This window comes from Acidobacteriota bacterium, assembly GCA_038040445.1.
Taxonomy (GTDB): Bacteria; Acidobacteriota; Blastocatellia; order UBA7656; family UBA7656; genus Onstottus_A; species Onstottus_A frigus.
Genome location: JBBPIG010000020.1, coordinates 19,471 through 36,823, shown reverse-complemented (window position 1 = coordinate 36,823; position 17,353 = coordinate 19,471). Strand labels below are relative to the sequence as shown.

Genomic DNA, 17,353 nt, shown 5'->3' with positions numbered 1-17,353 from the left:
GCAGTAGATAACGCAAGGAGCCGTGGCCTCTTGGTACCAGCGACGAAAGGAAACAAACAGATTACTGCCGCCGGGGAGAAATTCGTTGAGCTCTTGCCGGACAGAGCAGCGGCGTGGGAAGCGATCCGCACACTTCGGCCGAGACGTAGCAGCAAGAAACAAAAAATTGCCCGAAAGGGAAGCGTCTCGTCATGACGGCCAACAGGCACTCTCGAAGAAAATCATTCCGACTAACGCTCTTCAATCATAAAGGGGGGGTTGGAAAGACTACGTTGACGGTCAATCTTGCCTTTGCTTTAGCGGATCTGGGCAAGACTGTACTCTTGGTCGACTCAGACCCGCAATGCAATCTAACCTCATACCTGGTTGAGGCAGATGTTGTTGACAAGTGGCTTGATGAGTCGGAAGGCAACAGCGGACAGACAATTTGGTCGGCTCTGCGTCCGGTTATTGAAGAAGGAAAAGCACCGAAACTCATCAAGCCCTACGAGCGATCGGAGGGCATCTACCTTCTACCGGGGGATATTCGACTCTCAGAATACGAACTTGACCTCCAGCAGTCTTGGATTGACTGCCTTCAAAGAAAGATCCGAGGTTTTGTCGAAACGACGGCGCTGTCGACTTTTGTAGACGGTTGCGCAGACATCTTGAGTGCCGATTTCGTACTCTACGATGTTGGACCTAATATTGGGCCGCTTAATAGAGCGATTCTCATGGATTGTGATTACTTCATTGTACCTGGCGCATGCGACTATTTTTCGACGCGAGCACTTAAGACCTTAGGACATTCGATCGCCAATTGGATTAAAGATTGGGAGATTATCTCCCAGTTGGCACCCAAGGATGTCCCGCAATTGGGCGGACGGCCAGTTTACCTTGGCTATGTCTTGCAACGATTTCGAATGTATGGTGGAGACATTTCAAGTGGCTATAAGGAATACGCGCGGGTGTTAGATCGTCATAGCTATAGCGATGTCGCAAAGGTCCTCAAGGAGATTGATGAAGACCTTGCCCCGGGATCACCCAGCCAGTTCAAATTAGGACAGATTAAGGATTTTTCGACGCTAGCCAACCTGGCTCAGCAACAAGGACTTGCGATGAACGACGTTGAAGGAGGCACGCAGTACCTAAAGGATGAGGCTGCTGTTGCGTTCCGGCAATTTGCTCAAAAAATAATTTCGCGAATCGCGGGCCAATAACAAATGCCAAAGGTCGGGATTACAATCACCAAAGCGGATCGGAAGCTTATCAGCGGTCTGGTGGCTCACTACGTCAAGAATCGAAGCTTTCTCGAAGTCATGCTTAAGCAACTCAGTGATGCGATTCTCGGCTCCCAGGAGTTGATGGCGCAGGTACATTCAACGAAGGGACGACTCAAGGATCCTGCTCACCTTGAAGACAAGCTTCTCCGCCAACTGCGAGATGCGAAACTGAAGAAGCGACCGTTTACAATCTCGGAAAAGAATCTGCTATATCGGATCACTGATCTCGTCGGTTTCCGAATCCTTCACCTTCACACGGAACAGATCATTTCGATTGATCGCGAACTTCGCGCGGTTTTCGACGAGTATAAGTTTCCCCTGTTTGAGGAACCCAAGGCACGCACTTGGGATGATGAGACCCGCGAGTTCTTTCGAGGTGTTGGCATTCGGCCGGTTAAGAGTCCGACATTATACACTAGCGTGCACTACGTGGTTGAATCAAACAGCAGCACAAAGGCTACTTGTGAGATTCAAGTAAGAACACTCGCCGAAGAACTTTGGGGAGAGGTTGATCACTCAATGAACTATCCTCACGAATCACCTGTCCCTTCGTGCCGGGAGCAAATAAAGGTCTTAGCGCGCGTCACATCCAGTTGTAGTCGGCTCGTCGACTCAATCTTTCGATCGGCGAAATCTGGCAGTTCCTGACCAAAGAACAGCACAGAGCAATTAAGCGAACACCGGGGGTCATAAACGGGCGGGGGTCCGGGGACCACATGAGTCAGGTGCGCAAATTGCAATTTACCTGCTCGATATTTGCGTAGTAATGCCTACGCGAGTTGAACTGGGGATGCGATTCCCGAATTGCTATTTGCAAGCCTGAACCCAATCTCTGACCCTACTCGTCGCAATTAGGAGGCTTGCCTTGCTCCTGTCTACAATACGCAACGACCCCATAGCCTCGCTCTTGCATATGGAGCGATACGTTAATAAGGGATCGCCGAGCGGATTCTCACAGGCATTCTCAACATCGCCCATGTATTCACCGATTGGCGGCGTTGCCACTTTTCAGTTACCTCTGTATGAATTCTCGCAGGATGAGGTATTGATATTCGGTGAAGCGTCTAAGGACATAGCCAGTACGTTTCTCCGCGGCTCTCAGTCTGTTCTATTCCCCTTGCACCCCGATATGCAAAGAAAACTGGTCGCCGAGTTGAATCTCTACGAGTTTGAGCCGACGCGCGTTTTGGATACCGTGGCTGTCGTTCCTACTGCTAACGGGAGAACTGTATATTGCCTCGGTCATCAACCTCCGCTCTATCTTAAGCTCCACTACGATGGGATATTAGGCCGAGTTGATCGCAAGCTGCCGATCATGAAAACTGTGGCGGGCACGGAGATTTCCGAGGAACTCGTAATCTGCTTTAGCCGCGACTCTGCTCCCTCAGGCTTTGCATTTCTCCCGGAGCCATTCGCACTCGTGAAAACCTGCGCGGCCAGGCAAGGAACCGAAGAAGTAGGTTGCATCTTTAGGACGACCAAACCGCTCCCATTTCTTGGAGAATCGTTTCTGATCCCTTTCTTCTCGCTATTCTCGCAAGACACTCTGAGCGAGCGTGATCCACTGCTGCTCGTTCAGTTGCTAGGCGACTATCGACATCCCTGGGAGACACTTAGACGCGGCCTCATTGAGCCGCTGCTTCGAGGTTACTGCTTTCTTGTATTTGATCTCGGTCTAATTCCCGAATTCAATGCACAGAATCTTCTGCTGGCCATTGACGACCAGTACCAGTTCAAGGGTGTTGTGATGCGGGACTTGCAGGGGTTGGAAAAGGATCTCACAATCCGGGGAGCATTGGGTCTTCAATGCCAATTCAAATCGGAACCCTATAAGTGTATTGATCGCGCCTCGAACGAGCGAGACTACTTTATCCGCCACAGCTTCAGCTATGACTTCAAGCTTGGGGAGTATATTTTTGAGGAATTGGTGGCGGTTATCGCACGGACCTTTCGGCTGCGTGCCACCACGTTGCGCGAAGAAATCAAGTATTTTTTCCGGGAGTTTTCACTCGGCCGAGATAGTGGCCATTTTTATCCCAGGGACAGTTGGTTTATTCATGATAGAATCCTACTCACGCGTGAGAGACCCTACGTAGAGTTAGAAAATCCGAAGTTCAGATTCAGTTGACTTCGCTAAGGACCCTAAGGAGGTGAGAGCCATGGTCGTTCCGACCTCGCCGGAAGCCTCCACGAGATTTGTTCCGGATTCTCTATATAATGTCTTTGCCTACCTATCGACGGGTATCTTGTTCTTCTCCCTGGCTTCAATCTTATTCCTCGATCTCTCTGCGCTCGTGGCCGGTTGGAAATCGTTGCAGTTGGCGGGACAGCTGGCTATTGTGCCATCCGTTCTAAGCGCCGTATATGTATACAGCGAGTTCATAAGCGTTGCGTCCTATCACGCTATCCGAAAGCCAGTGAGCTTTGTTGTAAGAACTCTTCAGCCAAGAACTGCTCGGGATTTCTTCTTTGATTATCAGGGACTGCTCAAAGAATTCGCCTTATTGGAGGAGTTTTCTGAGAAACGCCGCGGCAACTACTGGACCTTGATATATTGGATAAAGATAAACCATCCCTCGATCGCCAATGACTTATTGGAGCGGCACGCGCGGGTAAAAATGGCTCGCATGAATGCTTTGGATTGTTTTGTTCTCTTCCTTTTGTCGCTCCTGTCGATCTTCGTTCATCCCACGTTTACAGCCAATGCCCTGATATCAACCTGTGGAGTTAAGTGGTCTGCTCTGATCGGGACTGCTGCTGCAACGGTGCTATTCGCGTTCGAGTTCTATCAGCGCCAATGTTGGTTTGCCGATATTGTCCTCAAGATATTCGCGTCGCTGACCCGCGAAACAGGTAAAGTCACTTCATAGACAACTCTCGTCGAGGGAGGGCGAAATTGACATAAGGGCAGGCGGGCGAAGCGACCTCGCCTCTTTCGGAAGGTTCATACGACGTAGAAGTCCCTCGTAGCGCTCATCCGCGCGGAGATTATCGAATCTCGGATCGACCTTAATCCAAAGCAGCCTGTCATCCCGTACGGCGAGAGCTTTTCTGCATAGCTCGAACGCGCGGTCTTGTCGCCAAGTCCGGAGCAGATCGCTGCCGCTTGCACCAATGCGGGAGAGAATTGATCGGTAAGTGTCAGTAGTTTCTCATCCATCTACAAAGTCTCAACCCTCTCGAACCCCTTCTCTCGCTGCCCGGCAACGGCAGACGCGCAGCCCGGCACGGACATAGGGAATATCGCGTCTGGTCCGTCGGCCGGATTGTCGTTCTTCGCGGCTCGGCATACATAGCGGATATGCTATACTGCGCCCGTGACCTGGAACGTCACCTTCTACAACGAGCGCGTCGAGGCCGAGATCCTCGCTCTCCCAACCGGACTGCTTGCGCGCTTTCTACGATATGCCGAGAGAATGGAGACGTTCGGGCCGGATTTGGGAATGCCACAAGTGAAACATGACTAGCACTCTAAAGCAGTTCAAGGCGCGCGCCTTCGCGCGCCCGAAAGTGAAGAAGGCGTACGACGATCTCGCCGAGGAATTCGCTTTCCTCGATGAGGTACTCAAGGCAAGGGCCGAATCGGGCCTTTCGCAGGCGGAAGTCGCCGCGCGCGTCGGTACAACGCAGTCGGCGATCGCCCGCCTGGAATCCGCCGCACCAAAGCATTCTCCATCGATCGCCACGCTCCGGCGATATGCCAGGGCGTTAGGATACAAACTGGAGGTCCGGCTCGTGAAGGAAGAACGACGGTCTAGATGATGAACGACGCGGCTCACGCTTGGGCCGCCAACAGAGTTCAGCTTCCATATCACCGAGCATCAATGTGTCTTCCCGCGCGCGGCGTTCTTGTAAACAATGCCGCCCTTCATCACAAATACCACGCGCCGAACGGCCGTGATGTCTTTCAACGGATCACCATCGAGCGCAATGATGTCCGCCTGCAGGCCCGACGCGATCGAGCCGATCTGATCCGCCATCCCAAGCGCTTCCGCCCCGAGCGAGTTCGCCGAGACCATCGCCGCCATTGGGTCGATTCCACCGTCGCGTACGCGGTCTATGAACTCCTCAGCGTTGCGCCCGTGCGCGCCCGCTACGGCGTCGGTGCCGAAGACAATTTTCAGTCCCGGAGTTTTCACCGCGCGTCGCACCAGATCATGGTTCATCGGCAGGATCTTCTCCATCGCCGCAAAACCCTCTTCGGTGTAGCCGGGTGTGCCGAGATACTTTTCCTTGTTCAGCAAGTAGTTCTCGATCACGAGCCTACAGTGCGGATCCAGGTAGGTTCCCTTCTCGACCATCAATTTCAGATCGTCGTCGGTGGCCAGAGTACCGTGCTCAATCTCTGTGCACCCGGCAAGAGTTGCGGCACGGACAGCACCTTTGTAAGCGTGCACGAGCGTGCGCAGGCCCTGCTTCTTCGCTTCATCGCAGGCCGCGTTCAATTGCTCCTGCGAGAGCGTCATCCCACCGCCCTGGCGAATGCTCTGCGACGCGAAGATTTTGATCAGGTCAGCGCCTGCTTCTTTTTGTTTCCGCACGTATGCGCGGATTTCATCCGGTGAGCCGGTCTGCTCGCCTCGCCCGGAGAGCGGCTCGACGGCCGTGAGGATGCGCGGGCCGGGGAGTGCGCCTTTCGCGATGGCATCGCGCAGTGGAATGTCGGCGGGCGAGCCCACGCTTTGGACCGTCGTGAAGCCCGCCATCAGCGTCACCCATGCATTCGAGGCTGCTCGATACGCGGCCTCCTGTGTTGTTTCTCCCGCGCCCGCATTTTTCCCATCCTTGCCGAAGCTCCAGGTAATGTGCACGTGCGCGTCAATCCAGCCCGGCAACACGGTCAGCCCACGCAGGTCGTAGTCTACGGGGCCGGCCTTTGGGTCAACTGCGACAATCTTTGAGCCCTCGATCACGATGCGAGTGTTGCGGAGCACGCGGCCCTGGCCATCGAGCAGGGCGCTCGCAGCAATCACGATGCGTTTGTTTTGAGTAGGCGCCTTTGAAGGAGTTGGTTGCGCCAGGGCGCAGACGCCAAGAGTGCTGAGGATGCTTAGGGTGATCTTCGCGGATCGCATATCGAATGCCTCTCCTTTTCAGTGGGGATGTTTCTTAGAATACAACGCCCGATGGTTCGAGGTCGATGTTGCTGGTCAAGGGCAGAAGGTGGAGTGAACCCCGGAGGGATGGCGGAACAAAGCCACGGGTGAGTCCGCGAACCCGTGGACCGAACGAGAGCATCGCCGAGCGGCTCCTAAGTCTTTCGGGCGCCAAAATGTCATGAACGTCATTGAGAAGTTACATAACACCGTTTATACTCGCTGCACATCTTTTAGTTCCGGAGGCTGCCACAATGAAGGAGCCCAGAAAAGCGTACGCCGCTACGGTTCTCGTCGCCGCTCTCGTCGCTCTTGTCGTTCTTGTCGGGGCACAATCAATTCTCGCTCAACAGCAGCAGCCGTCTAACAGGGCTGTTGACCCGGCGGAGAGGCCAAAGGCCCGGGCGATGGTCGAGGCGATTAACCAGCGAGCTCGCGAATTGGGTCTGATAGCGGTCCCTGATGACGAGGCCCAGGCTGCATTCGTCCGCAGGAGACGGGAGACTCAGTTGAGCGAAGACTTCGAAAAGCTGCACTCGATCAACGTCGAGAAGATCGCCGCCCTCTCATCAGCGCCTTCGCTAGACTATAAGACTCTCTCCGACGCGACAGCCGATCTGAAGAATCGCGCAACTCGAATCAAGTACAATGTTCCGCTTCTTCAGGTTGCCGATAAGGGCGAGAAGATTAGATACGATGAGAATCCTGATCATCTCGCGTCGATGCTGCCCGAACTGAGCCGCTTGATTAATGGCTTCCTTGGCAGCCCTGTCTTTCGCCTTAGTTCGGCCAACGACGCTGCGCTTCGACTGAAAGCCAGTCGTGATCTGGAAGGCATCATCAAACTAAGCGAAACGATCAACAAGATTGCGAAGCGGTCGACCAACACTGCAGCATCAAGATAAAGCTCGGCGACCCATCGCACGCGCTGGTAGATGTGTCGCGGGAGACTTAGTCTCGATTGTCTTCGCTCTGACTTCGTGACGGCGCTTGGCGACTGCACACGCAGCCGCGCTCCCGGGTTATTTCATTAGTGCGATACATTCAATCTCAACGCGCGCGTTTAGCGCGAGGCCGCTGGTCCCAAATGCGCTGCGCGCCGGCATCCGTTCTTTCTTGAAAAACGTGGTGTAGACCGAATTCATCTCTCCCCACTCCTTCATGTCAGCGAGCATCACGGTGCATTTGAAGACCTGGTCCATTGAGGAGCCGTTCTTCTCGAGCACGCTTCGAATATTCTCGAGAGTCTGCTTTGTTTCCGGGGCGATGCCTCCGGCCGCCAGTTTGCCGGTGCTATCGGTGCCGAGCTTTCCTGATAGATAAATCACGTTGCCCACGCGAACAAACTCAGACAACGGGCGGCTTGAACTGCCGGCTGCACTCGAATACTCGACCGAAGTCCCGGTTGACTGCGCCGGGCCGGTCTTTGGTTGTTCTTTCTTCTGCCCGGCTTCAACGTTGAGAACCAACCCAAACATAACAACTGCGATGGTGGCAAATGATCGAATACTCTTCATGTAGTCTCCTTTTGTTGTAAGGACCGTAACCACCAGGTTGACGACGAGCGCGAAGGCGTTCTTCGTAAACCATGTGGATTGGTCCGTCTTGGTCTGGGGTCATACATTCGCAGCGACCGTTAGAGCTAATCGCATCGCTCAGAGAGCCGACTTAATCTCGCCGTTCCTGGCCATGCGGATGATGTGGTCCGATGCGCGGTAGGCGAGCGCCTGTATCGTGCACGTCGGCTGCCCGCGGCCTGAGGTCACAAAGCTGCTTCCATCACATATGAAAAGATTAGGCACGTCGTGCGCGCGATGATACTTGTCGACGACCGAGCTTCTCGGGTCATTGCCCATCCGGCACGTGCCCAGCAAGTGAAATCCAAACGACTGTTCTCTCACCGGGCGGCTCCACAGTTTCCGTGCTCCGGCCGCATCCAGAAGTTCCTTGCAGCGGTCCTGGAAGAACCGCATCGTTTTCATGTCTTCCGCATGGTCTTTGTAGGTGACGCGCACCGCGGGGAGTCCCCATGCATCTTTCTCGCGCGGATCGAGGGAGATGCTGTTTGTTTCTACCGGCAGAGAAGTCGTGTGGCCAACGGCATTCACGGTGCGGGTGTAGTGCTCCTTGAGCAGCGCCTTGTACTCGCGACCCCACGTGGGTGCGTCGGGTGGCAGATTTCGAAGAGGAAAACCGACCGGGTAAGAGACGAATCGCATGTCCATTCCGCCGCCCCCGTAGAACCCGCGCTTGGGATCGCTGTCATAAAAGTCGTGAATGACTCTACTCACCGCGACGCTCTTGAATTCGTTTAGCGGGTGCTCGAACAACGCCGAGGCTGAAGCATGGCCGTTGAACATCAGATACTTTCCAACTTTGCCGCTCGAATTCGCGAGACCGCGCCGGAATAGAGATGTCTTCGACAAGAGCAGCAGGCGCGGAGTCTCGGCTCCATTTGCGCAGAGCACAACTGACCGGGCGCTCTGAAAGGTTTCGCGGCCGGTTTCATCGTAATAGATCACACCGATGACTAGCCCCGACTTGTTGGTTTCGATCTTTCGCACGTAGCTGTTTGGGCGAATTTCGCAACGACCCGTTTCCTCTGCTTCCCGGATCACGGTCGCCAGCGTCGACGACTTGGCTCTTACTTCACAGCCGAAGTGCTCGCAGAAGCCACAGTGCAGGCAAGCGCTGCGGCCGCGATACGGTTGGGAGATCACAGCCATAGGCGCCGGGAAAGCGTGCCATCCAAGCTTCCTCGCGCCTCGCTCGGCAAGCACGCCGGAGGACTTGATCGGAAGCGGAGGAAGAGGATAGGGCTTCGAGCGAGGCGGATCAAACGGACTCGCTCCCGCGAGTCCCGATATGCCCAGCTCCCACTCGGCCTTCGTATAATACGGCTCGAGCTCGGCGTAGGTGATCGGCCAGTCGGCGAACGCCGTTCCGGCTATCGGTCCCAAGAGGCTGCGCTCGACGAAATCAATTTCATGAAAGCGCCAGAAGTTCGCCGTGAAGTGCACCGTGCCGCCGCCGACCATGCGGCCATAGGTCAAGGCGGGCTGCAGCGTGGCTTTCTCTTTTTCGGTTTTGCGAAATGTGTTGGGTTGGCGAGCGTAGTCGTTGGTGATCGCGTGTCGCCGCATGTATTTCAGCTCGTCATGTTCGAACTCCGGCTCTTTCATGTACGGTCCTTGTTCGAGCACGACCACGCGAAATCCCGCTGTGGATAATTCCTTGGCGACTATTCCGCCCGCGGCGCCCGCGCCGATAATCAGAAAGTCGATATCGGTCTTCGCGTCAAACCTGGTTTGTCGGTCTGTCATGAATCCAGTTCTCGGATCTATGTTTTGGATGGTGCCGGTCTAACACCGACAAGCGGCCTTGTCTTCTCCCAACGAGTGAGAATCTTATCCTAGTCTGACCAAGCGTCAAGAGGAGAAAGGGAGCTAAATCGAAGCGGCAGGCCGGGAGGGTGTTCGCGTTGTTGCCGTTAAAAGAGCCTTTTTACAAAACCGGAATTCGTGGGGAGGAGAATTACGAAAAGAAAAAGGCGCCCAGAGATGGGCGCCCTAGCACGCTACCTACCGAGCTTGTCTACTTGGTGATGCCCATTTGCCAGAGCATGAACGAATAGGTGAAAGCCGTCTCACGCAACGCATCGTAGCGGCCCGACGCACCGCCGTGACCCGCGCCCATATTAGCCTTCAGCAAAAGCGGATTCTTATCCGTTTTAGTTGCGCGCAATTTCGCCAGGAACTTCGTGCCTTCCCAATACGGCACCTGGCTGTCGTTGAGCGAGACGTGCACCAACATCGCCGGGTAGTTCTTAGCCGCAATGTTGTCATAGGGCGAGTACTTTATCATGTAGTCGAACGCGGCCTTCTGGTTGGGATTGCCCCATTCTGTGTACTCGCTGGTGGTAAGCGGCAACGTAGCGTCGAGCATCGTGTTCATCACGTCGACGAAGGGCACTTGCGCCACGACTGCCTTAAACAAATCCGGCCGCATGTTCACGACTGCGCCCATCAGCAATCCACCGGCGCTGCCGCCCTGAATCACTAACCTGTTAGCCGACGTGTACTTGTTCTTCACCAGGTAATCGGCGCAGTCGATGAAGTCATAAAACGTGTTCAGCTTCTTCATCATTCGGCCCTGTTCGCGCCACTCTTCGCCGAGCTCGCCGCCGCCGCGAATGTATGCCTGGGCGAAGATTACTCCCCTATCGAGCAGGGCCAGCCGGCTCGATGAAAACGTCGGAGCCATCGACGCGCCGTAAGAACCGTAAGCGTAGAGCAGCATCGGCGCCGAGCCATCGAACTTCACACCTTTTTTGTTGACCAGCGACATCGGCACCTTCGTGCCGTCGCGCGCGACTCCCCATATGCGCCTGGCTTCGTAATTCTTCGCGTCGTAGCCGCCCAACACTTCCTGCTGCTTGAGGAGCTTGCGTTGCCGCGTGTTCAAATCGTAGTCGTACACCGAGGACGGCGTCACCATCGATTGATAGTTAAAGCGTACGGTGGTTGTGTTGAACTCAGGATTGCCGGCTAAGAACAGCGCGTAATCTGCTTCGTCGGTTGTTATGCGATGCGATTGCCTGGTCTTCATGTCAATCACGCGCAGGTAGTTGAGACCGCCTTCCTTCTCGGACACAACCAGGTGATTGGCAAAAGTAGCCAGGCCGTCGATCTTCACTTTCGGGTTATGCGCTATGAACGGCTTCCAATTCTTCTCGGACGGATCGTTGATGGGCGCGGTGACAACACGGAAGTTCTTCGCATCCTTATTGGTTGTGATGTAGAACTGCCCGTTGTAGTGATCGACGTCGTATTCGTGACCGTCCTGACGCGGAAGAACTATTTTGAGCTCACCTGTGGGATTGTCGGCGGGCAAGTAGCGAATCTCTCTCGAAGTCTTCGCGTACGAACCCAGGAAGATGACTTTCTTGTCGAGCGAGCGGCCGGCGCCGACGTCGAACAGCTCATCCTTCTCTTCGTAGAGCAAGTCGTTTTTGTCGCTGCCGACCACGTGCCGCCAGAACTTATCCGAACGCTTTGAAACGTCGTCCTCAGTTGTATAGAAGAGGGTCTTGTTGTCATTCGCCCACACGATCGAGCCGGTGCGTTCGATGTTCTCGCTCAACGTTTGACTGGTGCGCAGGTCTTTTACGTGAAGCGTGTGTTGGCGATAGCCGGTCGTGTCTGTCGAGTAGGCTAACAAATTGCCGTCGTCGCTGACCCGGAATCCGCCGAGCCCGAGGAACGAGTGACCTTCGGCCAGCTTGTTCAGGTCGAGCAAGACTTCTTCCTTGGCTTCCAGGCTGCGTTTCTTGCGGCACTGATACGGATACTGTTTGCCCTCTTGCGTTCGCGAATAGTAGTAATACTCGCCGATGCGCGACGGCACGCTCAAATCGGTCTGCTTGATGTGGCCGAGGATCTCTTTGTAAAGCGCTTCTTGAAACTCCTTCGTTGGTTTCATCACCTCTTCGGTATAGGCGTTTTCTGCCTCGAGATACTTGATGACTTCGGGATTCTTCTTCTCGCGAAGCCAGAAGTAATCATCCTTAAGCGTGTAGCCGTGAATCTCGGTCGCGTGCGGCGCCTTCCTGGCGAGTGGAGGCTGCCTGTGACCATTTTGCGCCAGCGTTATAGGCGCGAGCGTTGCGACAAGCAACACTGCCTGCAAAAAGAATGCTGTGGTTAGTCTTTTCATAGATTCCTCTCGATATACGTCAAGCGTAGTAGAATCCTTCGTCAGTCTTTTATGAAGCTCTGGGCTCGCGGCTTAAAGAATTGTCAGTCAGGTTTGCCCGATTGCGCAAGACGATTCCATTCGGGTTGTTGATCTCTAGGCGCTCAGTGCGTAGGCGGCTTCGAGCCAGCCCACCAGCTCGTCATCTACTTCCGTTGGAGATTTGAGCTTGACCTCATGATGAAACCGGCTGGCCGACGTCTGCTCCGACTTGTGGATGCGCGGGCTTGCGATTCTTCGATCACTCTTGATGGTTAGAACGAGGTGGCCTTTTCTGGTCGCCACTCCTGCTAACGCTGTGCGATTCACAATGTGAATGGAAGTCTTCTTCGGGTCTTCGGTGAGGGGACCGAGCCGTTTCAATGACTTCACCACCCGGTCGTAAATATCCCGAACAACCGGGTCGCGGCCATCAAAGTGACTCTTGATTGTGAAGCCTGCCATTCCCTTATTCATAGCGCTCCTCGCACAGCAACTCAGGTCAATGATTGGTTCACGAAGAACCTCATCAAGCGGCCGGGTTAGATCTGACCGTTCCAGAGTTTGATTTCATTTTCTCTGCGGTTGACCAACCCTTGCACGACCTGGCCGCCAGATCGAGTCCAGCGACGCAATTGATCCGGCACTCCGGCGTACTGGCTCTGGTTGAGCACTTTCAAAAGAGTACTGCCCGTGAAAGCTCCGACTCCAACGTTGAAGGTAAATGAAACGAGCGCATCAAACTGGTTCTGAGTGAGAGCTACCTTGGCGCCGGTGTTAACAGCTTGTTCCGCGGGCTTGACGTCTTGACTCAGCAGATCAAGCGCCTGCTGGTCGGTCAAACCGCCGGAGTATTGTACCGGCAAACCATCGATCAGAATCTTACCGGATGTCAGCTCGGACTTAGTAAGGAGGTGACCAACACCGATTGTCGGCAGCCCGGCTGAGTCTTTGTAGAGCTTGAGCTCAAAGCCTTCCCATTGTTTCAGCAGTTCGAGGCCGTGTTCACTGATTTGCATCATTCGATCCTCCCTTCGGTCGATAGTCACTACAGTCGGAACAGGAGCGGTCGGAGACTATATAGTACAGCCGATGTTTTCATCAATGCTCTGTGATAGCTGACACAAACGGGAGACAGCCCTGACGCAAAACCTTCGATCGCTCGTATAAGCCGTGACTCGCCTTGAGGTGAGATTTCAGTCAGAGTCTCTCGTTTGATTTCACCCTGCTTGCTCACACTTGCAGAATTTGTCTTCCCACAGTTCGCGTGTTACGCTCTGCAATTCCAACCCAGCCGGAACTGTTAATCTATGCCGATCGAAGACCTGAGAGAATTCATCTCCATTCTCGAAAAGCGCGGTCACCTTAAGCGCATACGCGCGGAGGTCGACACCGATCTTGAAATAGCCGAGATCACCGACCGCGTTTCCAAACAGGGCGGTCCCGCGTTGTTATTCGAAAACGTTCGCGGCCATTCGATCCCCGTGCTCATAAATGCGCTTGGCAGCCGCGAGCGGATGATGATCGCCCTGGGCGTGACCGGCTACGGCGAGATAACCGAGCGCATCACGGAACTCACCGACGTGAAGTCGCCTCAAGGGCTGATCGAGAAGATCAAGATGATCCCGCGCCTCGCCGATCTCGCAAAGATGTTTCCCAAGATAGTCAAAGACGGGCCGTGTAAAGAGCGCGTACTTAGGGAAGGGAAGTTCTCGCTGTTCGACCTTCCGATCATCAAGTGTTGGCCCGAAGACGGCGGGCGGTACATCACGATGCCGCTGGTGTTCACCAAGAACCCGGAGACCGGCAAGCGCAACTGCGGGATGTATCGCATGCAAGTCTACGACGAGAAGACCACCGGCATGCATTGGCAGATTCACAAGCACGGCGCGCAACACTTTCGAAACCTGAAACGCGGCGGCGGAGGGCGGCTCGAAGTAGGAGTGGCCATAGGAGCCGATCCGGTGACTGTGTTCGCGGCGATCATGCCGCTGCCCGAGGACCTGGATGAAATGATGATTGCCGGCTTCTTGCGCGAGAAGCCGGTCGAGATGGTCCGCTGCGAGACCGTCGACGTCGAGGTCCCGGCTAACGCCGAGATAGTGCTGGAAGGCTACGTTGACACCGAAGAGCTGAGGACCGAAGGGCCCTTTGGCGATCACACCGGCTACTACTCACTTGAAGACGAATTTCCGGTCTTTCACGTCACCTGTATCACGCATCGCAAGAAACCGATCTATCAGACGATCATCGTCGGCAAGCCGCCTCAGGAAGATTGCTGGATGGGTGAAGCCATCGAGCGAATCTATCTGCCCTTGATGCAGCGTCAGTTCCCCGAGGTTGCCGATTATCACATGCCTTTCGCGGGCGTGTTTCACAACCTGATGATCGTGTCGATTCGCAAAGATTATCCGGGTCACGCGCGCAAGATCATGAATGGAATCTGGTCGCTGCCTCAGGCGATGTTCACCAAGTGCATCGTCGTGGTGGACAACGACACGAACGTGCGCGACCTGAACGAAGTCGCCTGGCGAGTGTTGAACAACATCGATCCGGAGCGTGACATTCAATTCATGCTCGGCCCGGTCGATCAACTGGACCACTCGGCGCGGCTGCCCAACTTCGGCTCGAAGATGGGAATTGATGGAACGCGCAAGTGGAAGTCAGAAGGCTTCGATCGCCCGTGGCCGAAAGAGATCAGGATGAGCGAAGAGGTAAAGCGAAGAATCGATCAGCTCTGGCCGAAGCTAGGGCTGTGAGCCGATGGACTGGAGAGCCGGCGTTCTCTGAGTAAGGCCGGGAAAGTATTCCTGACGCTTCCTTTCCATCTCTAGCTTGTTTGCAGACGACCTCTGATCACTGCGTCCAGTCTTCAACCCGCAGAGCGGGAATGCGCTCGAAATCCACCACATTCCGTGTGACCAGAATGCCATTGACCGAGAGCGTGATGGCGGCAATCGTAATGATGGTGGTCGCAAGAGTATCGGCATCGGGCAAAGCGTTGATACGAGAGAGGACAGTCGGGTGCTCATGCTGCACGAAGCCGGCTATGTCTGTGTCCAGCACATAGAGCTTCATCAAGTGAGCCTATTCAGCTTCGCGCTCGGCTTCTTCACGCTGCCGTCTTCGTTCGGAATAGATTTCCTCGATGTGCCGTCGCATCGCTTCTTCATCACCATTGAACTTTCCTAATGCCTTCAGCACTGACTTTGGACTGCCGCGTCGCAATTCTGGATTCGGCTCATTCAATTCAATAGTCGTGATCCTGACTTTCGAAAGAAAAGCCTCAGCCGCTTGCCGGGCCTTTTGGACGGCCTCATCATAGGATGCGCCTTCGGCGCTGAGATCAGAGAGCGCAGGAATCACAGCTCGCCAAACACAGTTTTTCTGCTCGACGATCACCGGGTATTCCATAAGGTAATCCTCCTCGGTTCGGCCCGCTACATTATAGGCCCAACATCCTAGTTGATCCCAGGATACCTGCGTTTACCGTTGACTTGGCGTCTCGAACTACTGAGCAGCCACGCTCTTTCGGATTCGGTCGCGATACTCGTTGGCCTTCACCCGCACCGAGCGTTCATCGATGGTCAACACCCGGCGATTCTGCATCACGACCCTGCCGTTAATCATTACCGTTTCAACATCCGAGGCCTTAGTCGCGTACACGAGCTGCGAGTAGATGTTGTACAGCGGAGTCTGGTGAGCGCTGTACATCCCGACGATTATTATGTCAGCTCGCTTGCCGGACTCCAGCGACCCGATTTCCTTGTCCTGATGAATCGCTCGCGCGCCGCGTATGGTCGCCATCTCGAGCGCCTCGCGGGCGTTGATCACCGTCGGGTCCTTTGAAGTCAACTTGTGAAGTTTCGCCGCCGTGTCCATCTCCTCCCACAAACTCAAGTCGTTGTTGGAAGCCGCGCCGTCAGTTCCAAGCCCGACCGCTACTCCCGCTTTGAGCATCTGTGGCACAGGAGCGGCTCCCCCCGCCAGTTTCATGTTTGACTGCGGACAGTGCGCAACCCCTACCCTCCGCTTCGCGAGCGTGCCGATATCGTCACTAGTCGGCCAAATCATGTGCGCTGCGATCACTCGCTCATCTAGCAAGCCTATCCGCTCCAGATAAGCAACTGAGCTTGAGCCGTACCGTTCCTGAATCGTTTTGACCTCGGCGGGGTCTTCAGCAGCGTGAATGAGCAGCGGAATCCCGAACCGCTCCGAGAACGAATGTGCTTGCTTCAGGTGATCGGTTGACACCGTGTACGCCGCGTGCGGAGCAATCGCCGGAGTAATCAGCGCGTGACCTTTCCAATTCGTTGCGAACTTTTCCATGTATGCCATGCCCGCATCCCAGGTCTTGTTGTCGGGCGCGGGAAAGTCAATAAGCGTTTCGCCAAGCACCGCTCTCATTCCCGCGCGGGCTGTCTCATCGGCGATCGCGTCTTCGAAGTAGTACATATCGACGTAAGTCGTGGTCCCGCCTTGAATCATCTCGAGGCACCCGAGCCGTGTGCCCCAGCGAACGAATTGCTCATCGACGTTCTTCGCTTCGGCGGGGAAGATGTACTTCTGCAGCCACTCCATCAGGACAAGATCGTCGGCTATGCCCCGGAACAACACCATCGGCACGTGAGTGTGGGTGTTGATCAAGCCCGGCATAACAACCCTGCCCGCGGCGTTGATAATGCGAGCTGGCGCATACTTCGCGGCGACCTCCGCAGCGGTCCCCACGGCGACGATGCGCTCGCCTTTGACCGCAACGGCGCCGTTCTCTATCACGCGCGATGACCCGTCCATCGTCACGACGGTCCCGCCGCGGATGATGATGTCGACTCGCCCGGCTGCGATGGCGGGGGAGGGAACGTGAAGGATTAAAATTAGAAGCAGACAGTTGACGGTGAGGATTTTTCTCAAGCAACCTCCAAATAGCGTTTGATAGCTTCCCACCGCGCGAGCAAAGCACGGGAAGCGAGACGCAAATCAACTGACAGGCTGATTCGCGATTTCAAGTCGGTGATCTTAGGTCGATTCGAGTGCCGGTGCTATTGATGATCGCTGATTTGGCGCTCTACGATTATCCTGAGAGCGGCCAACCTGGCGTCGGTCTCTCTGCCTAATTCCCTTTGTTCTGCCAATTGCCGATCAAGGTCAGCGACTGCTCGATCGTGTCGTTCGATTGCTTGATTGTGTCGTTCGATTGCTTGAACGTCTCGTTCGATTGCTTGATTGTGTCGTTCGATTGCTTGAACGTCTCGTTCGATTGCT

Annotated in this window: 17 protein-coding genes; 7 read left to right on the top strand and 10 right to left on the bottom strand. The window is 54.9% G+C overall.

Translation table 11 applies throughout. The features are described 5' to 3' along the window. Positions 1 to 191: 191 nt before the first annotated feature. The 4 genes from AABO57_20005 (at position 192) to AABO57_19990 (ending at position 4,132) form a co-directional block, all read left to right on the top strand. A complete protein-coding gene (locus AABO57_20005; GenBank protein MEK6288010.1) occupies positions 192 to 1,199 on the top strand; it encodes an AAA family ATPase in 1,008 nt (335 codons plus the stop codon). Positions 1,200 to 1,202: 3 nt separating this feature from the next. Continuing rightward, the gene (locus tag AABO57_20000; GenBank protein MEK6288009.1) at positions 1,203 to 1,910 is read left to right on the top strand and encodes a RelA/SpoT domain-containing protein; all 708 of its coding nucleotides are present in this window, start codon (positions 1,203 to 1,205) and stop codon (positions 1,908 to 1,910) included. 328 nt (positions 1,911 to 2,238) lie between these two features. Next, on the top strand, positions 2,239 to 3,390 hold the full coding sequence (locus tag AABO57_19995) for a hypothetical protein (GenBank protein MEK6288008.1): 1,152 nt from the start codon (positions 2,239 to 2,241) through the stop codon (positions 3,388 to 3,390). Positions 3,391 to 3,421: 31 nt separating this feature from the next. Next, complete coding sequence (locus tag AABO57_19990; protein ID MEK6288007.1) at positions 3,422 to 4,132, top strand: hypothetical protein; 711 nt, start codon at positions 3,422 to 3,424, stop codon at positions 4,130 to 4,132. 74 nt (positions 4,133 to 4,206) lie between these two features. Here AABO57_19990 and AABO57_19985 read toward each other — a convergent pair whose 3' ends face one another. Next, complete coding sequence (locus AABO57_19985; GenBank protein MEK6288006.1) at positions 4,207 to 4,422, bottom strand: hypothetical protein; 216 nt, start codon at positions 4,420 to 4,422, stop codon at positions 4,207 to 4,209. A gap of 299 nt (positions 4,423 to 4,721) precedes the next feature. Here AABO57_19985 and AABO57_19980 point away from each other — a divergent pair, with 299 nt between their 5' ends. Next, on the top strand, positions 4,722 to 5,024 hold the full coding sequence (locus AABO57_19980) for a helix-turn-helix transcriptional regulator (protein ID MEK6288005.1): 303 nt from the start codon (positions 4,722 to 4,724) through the stop codon (positions 5,022 to 5,024). Positions 5,025 to 5,083: 59 nt separating this feature from the next. Here AABO57_19980 and AABO57_19975 read toward each other — a convergent pair whose 3' ends face one another. Further along, positions 5,084 to 6,337, bottom strand: a complete 1,254-nt coding sequence (locus AABO57_19975; GenBank protein ID MEK6288004.1) for an amidohydrolase family protein — start codon at positions 6,335 to 6,337, stop codon at positions 5,084 to 5,086. Positions 6,338 to 6,612: 275 nt separating this feature from the next. On the opposite strand from AABO57_19975, the gene AABO57_19970 reads away from it, so the two are divergent. Then, positions 6,613 to 7,263 (top strand): hypothetical protein, encoded by a 651-nt coding sequence (locus tag AABO57_19970; GenBank protein MEK6288003.1) that lies wholly within the window; start codon positions 6,613 to 6,615, stop codon positions 7,261 to 7,263. 117 nt (positions 7,264 to 7,380) lie between these two features. On the opposite strand, the gene AABO57_19965 is transcribed toward AABO57_19970, so the two are convergent. The 5 genes from AABO57_19965 to AABO57_19945 all read right to left on the bottom strand — a co-directional run bounded on the left by AABO57_19965 (position 7,381) and on the right by AABO57_19945 (position 13,110). Beyond that, positions 7,381 to 7,875: a RidA family protein gene (locus AABO57_19965; GenBank protein MEK6288002.1), complete on the bottom strand. Its 495-nt coding sequence runs from the start codon at positions 7,873 to 7,875 to the stop codon at positions 7,381 to 7,383. A 138-nt stretch (positions 7,876 to 8,013) separates the two neighbouring features. Beyond that, positions 8,014 to 9,681, bottom strand: a complete 1,668-nt coding sequence (locus AABO57_19960) for a GMC family oxidoreductase (protein MEK6288001.1) — start codon at positions 9,679 to 9,681, stop codon at positions 8,014 to 8,016. Between the two features lie 271 nt (positions 9,682 to 9,952). Beyond that, entirely contained in the window at positions 9,953 to 12,073 is a 2,121-nt protein-coding gene (locus tag AABO57_19955; GenBank protein ID MEK6288000.1) for a S9 family peptidase, read from the bottom strand. A 135-nt stretch (positions 12,074 to 12,208) separates the two neighbouring features. Beyond that, positions 12,209 to 12,568 carry a DUF5655 domain-containing protein gene (locus AABO57_19950; GenBank protein ID MEK6287999.1) on the bottom strand — a complete coding sequence of 120 codons (360 nt, stop codon included), beginning with the start codon at positions 12,566 to 12,568 and terminating at the stop codon, positions 12,209 to 12,211. A gap of 65 nt (positions 12,569 to 12,633) precedes the next feature. Continuing rightward, a complete protein-coding gene (locus tag AABO57_19945; protein ID MEK6287998.1) occupies positions 12,634 to 13,110 on the bottom strand; it encodes a lysozyme in 477 nt (158 codons plus the stop codon). Between the two features lie 291 nt (positions 13,111 to 13,401). Here AABO57_19945 and AABO57_19940 point away from each other — a divergent pair, with 291 nt between their 5' ends. Continuing rightward, positions 13,402 to 14,850: a menaquinone biosynthesis decarboxylase gene (locus AABO57_19940; GenBank protein ID MEK6287997.1), complete on the top strand. Its 1,449-nt coding sequence runs from the start codon at positions 13,402 to 13,404 to the stop codon at positions 14,848 to 14,850. A 97-nt stretch (positions 14,851 to 14,947) separates the two neighbouring features. Here AABO57_19940 and AABO57_19935 read toward each other — a convergent pair whose 3' ends face one another. The 3 genes from AABO57_19935 to AABO57_19925 form a co-directional block, all read right to left on the bottom strand. Then, positions 14,948 to 15,169, bottom strand: coding sequence for a hypothetical protein (locus AABO57_19935; GenBank protein ID MEK6287996.1), 222 nt, complete (start codon positions 15,167 to 15,169; stop codon positions 14,948 to 14,950). Positions 15,170 to 15,178: 9 nt separating this feature from the next. Next, positions 15,179 to 15,505 (bottom strand): hypothetical protein, encoded by a 327-nt coding sequence (locus AABO57_19930; protein ID MEK6287995.1) that lies wholly within the window; start codon positions 15,503 to 15,505, stop codon positions 15,179 to 15,181. Between the two features lie 96 nt (positions 15,506 to 15,601). Continuing rightward, positions 15,602 to 17,002 (bottom strand): amidohydrolase, encoded by a 1,401-nt coding sequence (locus AABO57_19925; GenBank protein ID MEK6287994.1) that lies wholly within the window; start codon positions 17,000 to 17,002, stop codon positions 15,602 to 15,604. Between the last annotated feature and the right edge of the window lie 351 nt (positions 17,003 to 17,353).

Coding starts and splice junctions, on each gene's coding strand:
- AABO57_20000 (MEK6288009.1), top strand. CDS start 1,203: ATGCCAAAGGTCGGGATTACAATCACCAAAGCGGATCGGAAGCTTATC.
- AABO57_19985 (MEK6288006.1), bottom strand. CDS start 4,422: ATGGATGAGAAACTACTGACACTTACCGATCAATTCTCTCCCGCATTG.
- AABO57_19980 (MEK6288005.1), top strand. CDS start 4,722: ATGACTAGCACTCTAAAGCAGTTCAAGGCGCGCGCCTTCGCGCGCCCG.
- AABO57_19970 (MEK6288003.1), top strand. CDS start 6,613: ATGAAGGAGCCCAGAAAAGCGTACGCCGCTACGGTTCTCGTCGCCGCT.
- AABO57_19995 (MEK6288008.1), top strand. CDS start 2,239: ATGTATTCACCGATTGGCGGCGTTGCCACTTTTCAGTTACCTCTGTAT.
- AABO57_19960 (MEK6288001.1), bottom strand. CDS start 9,681: ATGACAGACCGACAAACCAGGTTTGACGCGAAGACCGATATCGACTTT.
- AABO57_19930 (MEK6287995.1), bottom strand. CDS start 15,505: ATGGAATACCCGGTGATCGTCGAGCAGAAAAACTGTGTTTGGCGAGCT.
- AABO57_19990 (MEK6288007.1), top strand. CDS start 3,422: ATGGTCGTTCCGACCTCGCCGGAAGCCTCCACGAGATTTGTTCCGGAT.
- AABO57_19935 (MEK6287996.1), bottom strand. CDS start 15,169: ATGAAGCTCTATGTGCTGGACACAGACATAGCCGGCTTCGTGCAGCAT.
- AABO57_19945 (MEK6287998.1), bottom strand. CDS start 13,110: ATGCAAATCAGTGAACACGGCCTCGAACTGCTGAAACAATGGGAAGGC.
- AABO57_19940 (MEK6287997.1), top strand. CDS start 13,402: ATGCCGATCGAAGACCTGAGAGAATTCATCTCCATTCTCGAAAAGCGC.
- AABO57_20005 (MEK6288010.1), top strand. CDS start 192: ATGACGGCCAACAGGCACTCTCGAAGAAAATCATTCCGACTAACGCTC.
- AABO57_19975 (MEK6288004.1), bottom strand. CDS start 6,337: ATGCGATCCGCGAAGATCACCCTAAGCATCCTCAGCACTCTTGGCGTC.
- AABO57_19955 (MEK6288000.1), bottom strand. CDS start 12,073: ATGAAAAGACTAACCACAGCATTCTTTTTGCAGGCAGTGTTGCTTGTC.
- AABO57_19965 (MEK6288002.1), bottom strand. CDS start 7,875: ATGAAGAGTATTCGATCATTTGCCACCATCGCAGTTGTTATGTTTGGG.
- AABO57_19950 (MEK6287999.1), bottom strand. CDS start 12,568: ATGAATAAGGGAATGGCAGGCTTCACAATCAAGAGTCACTTTGATGGC.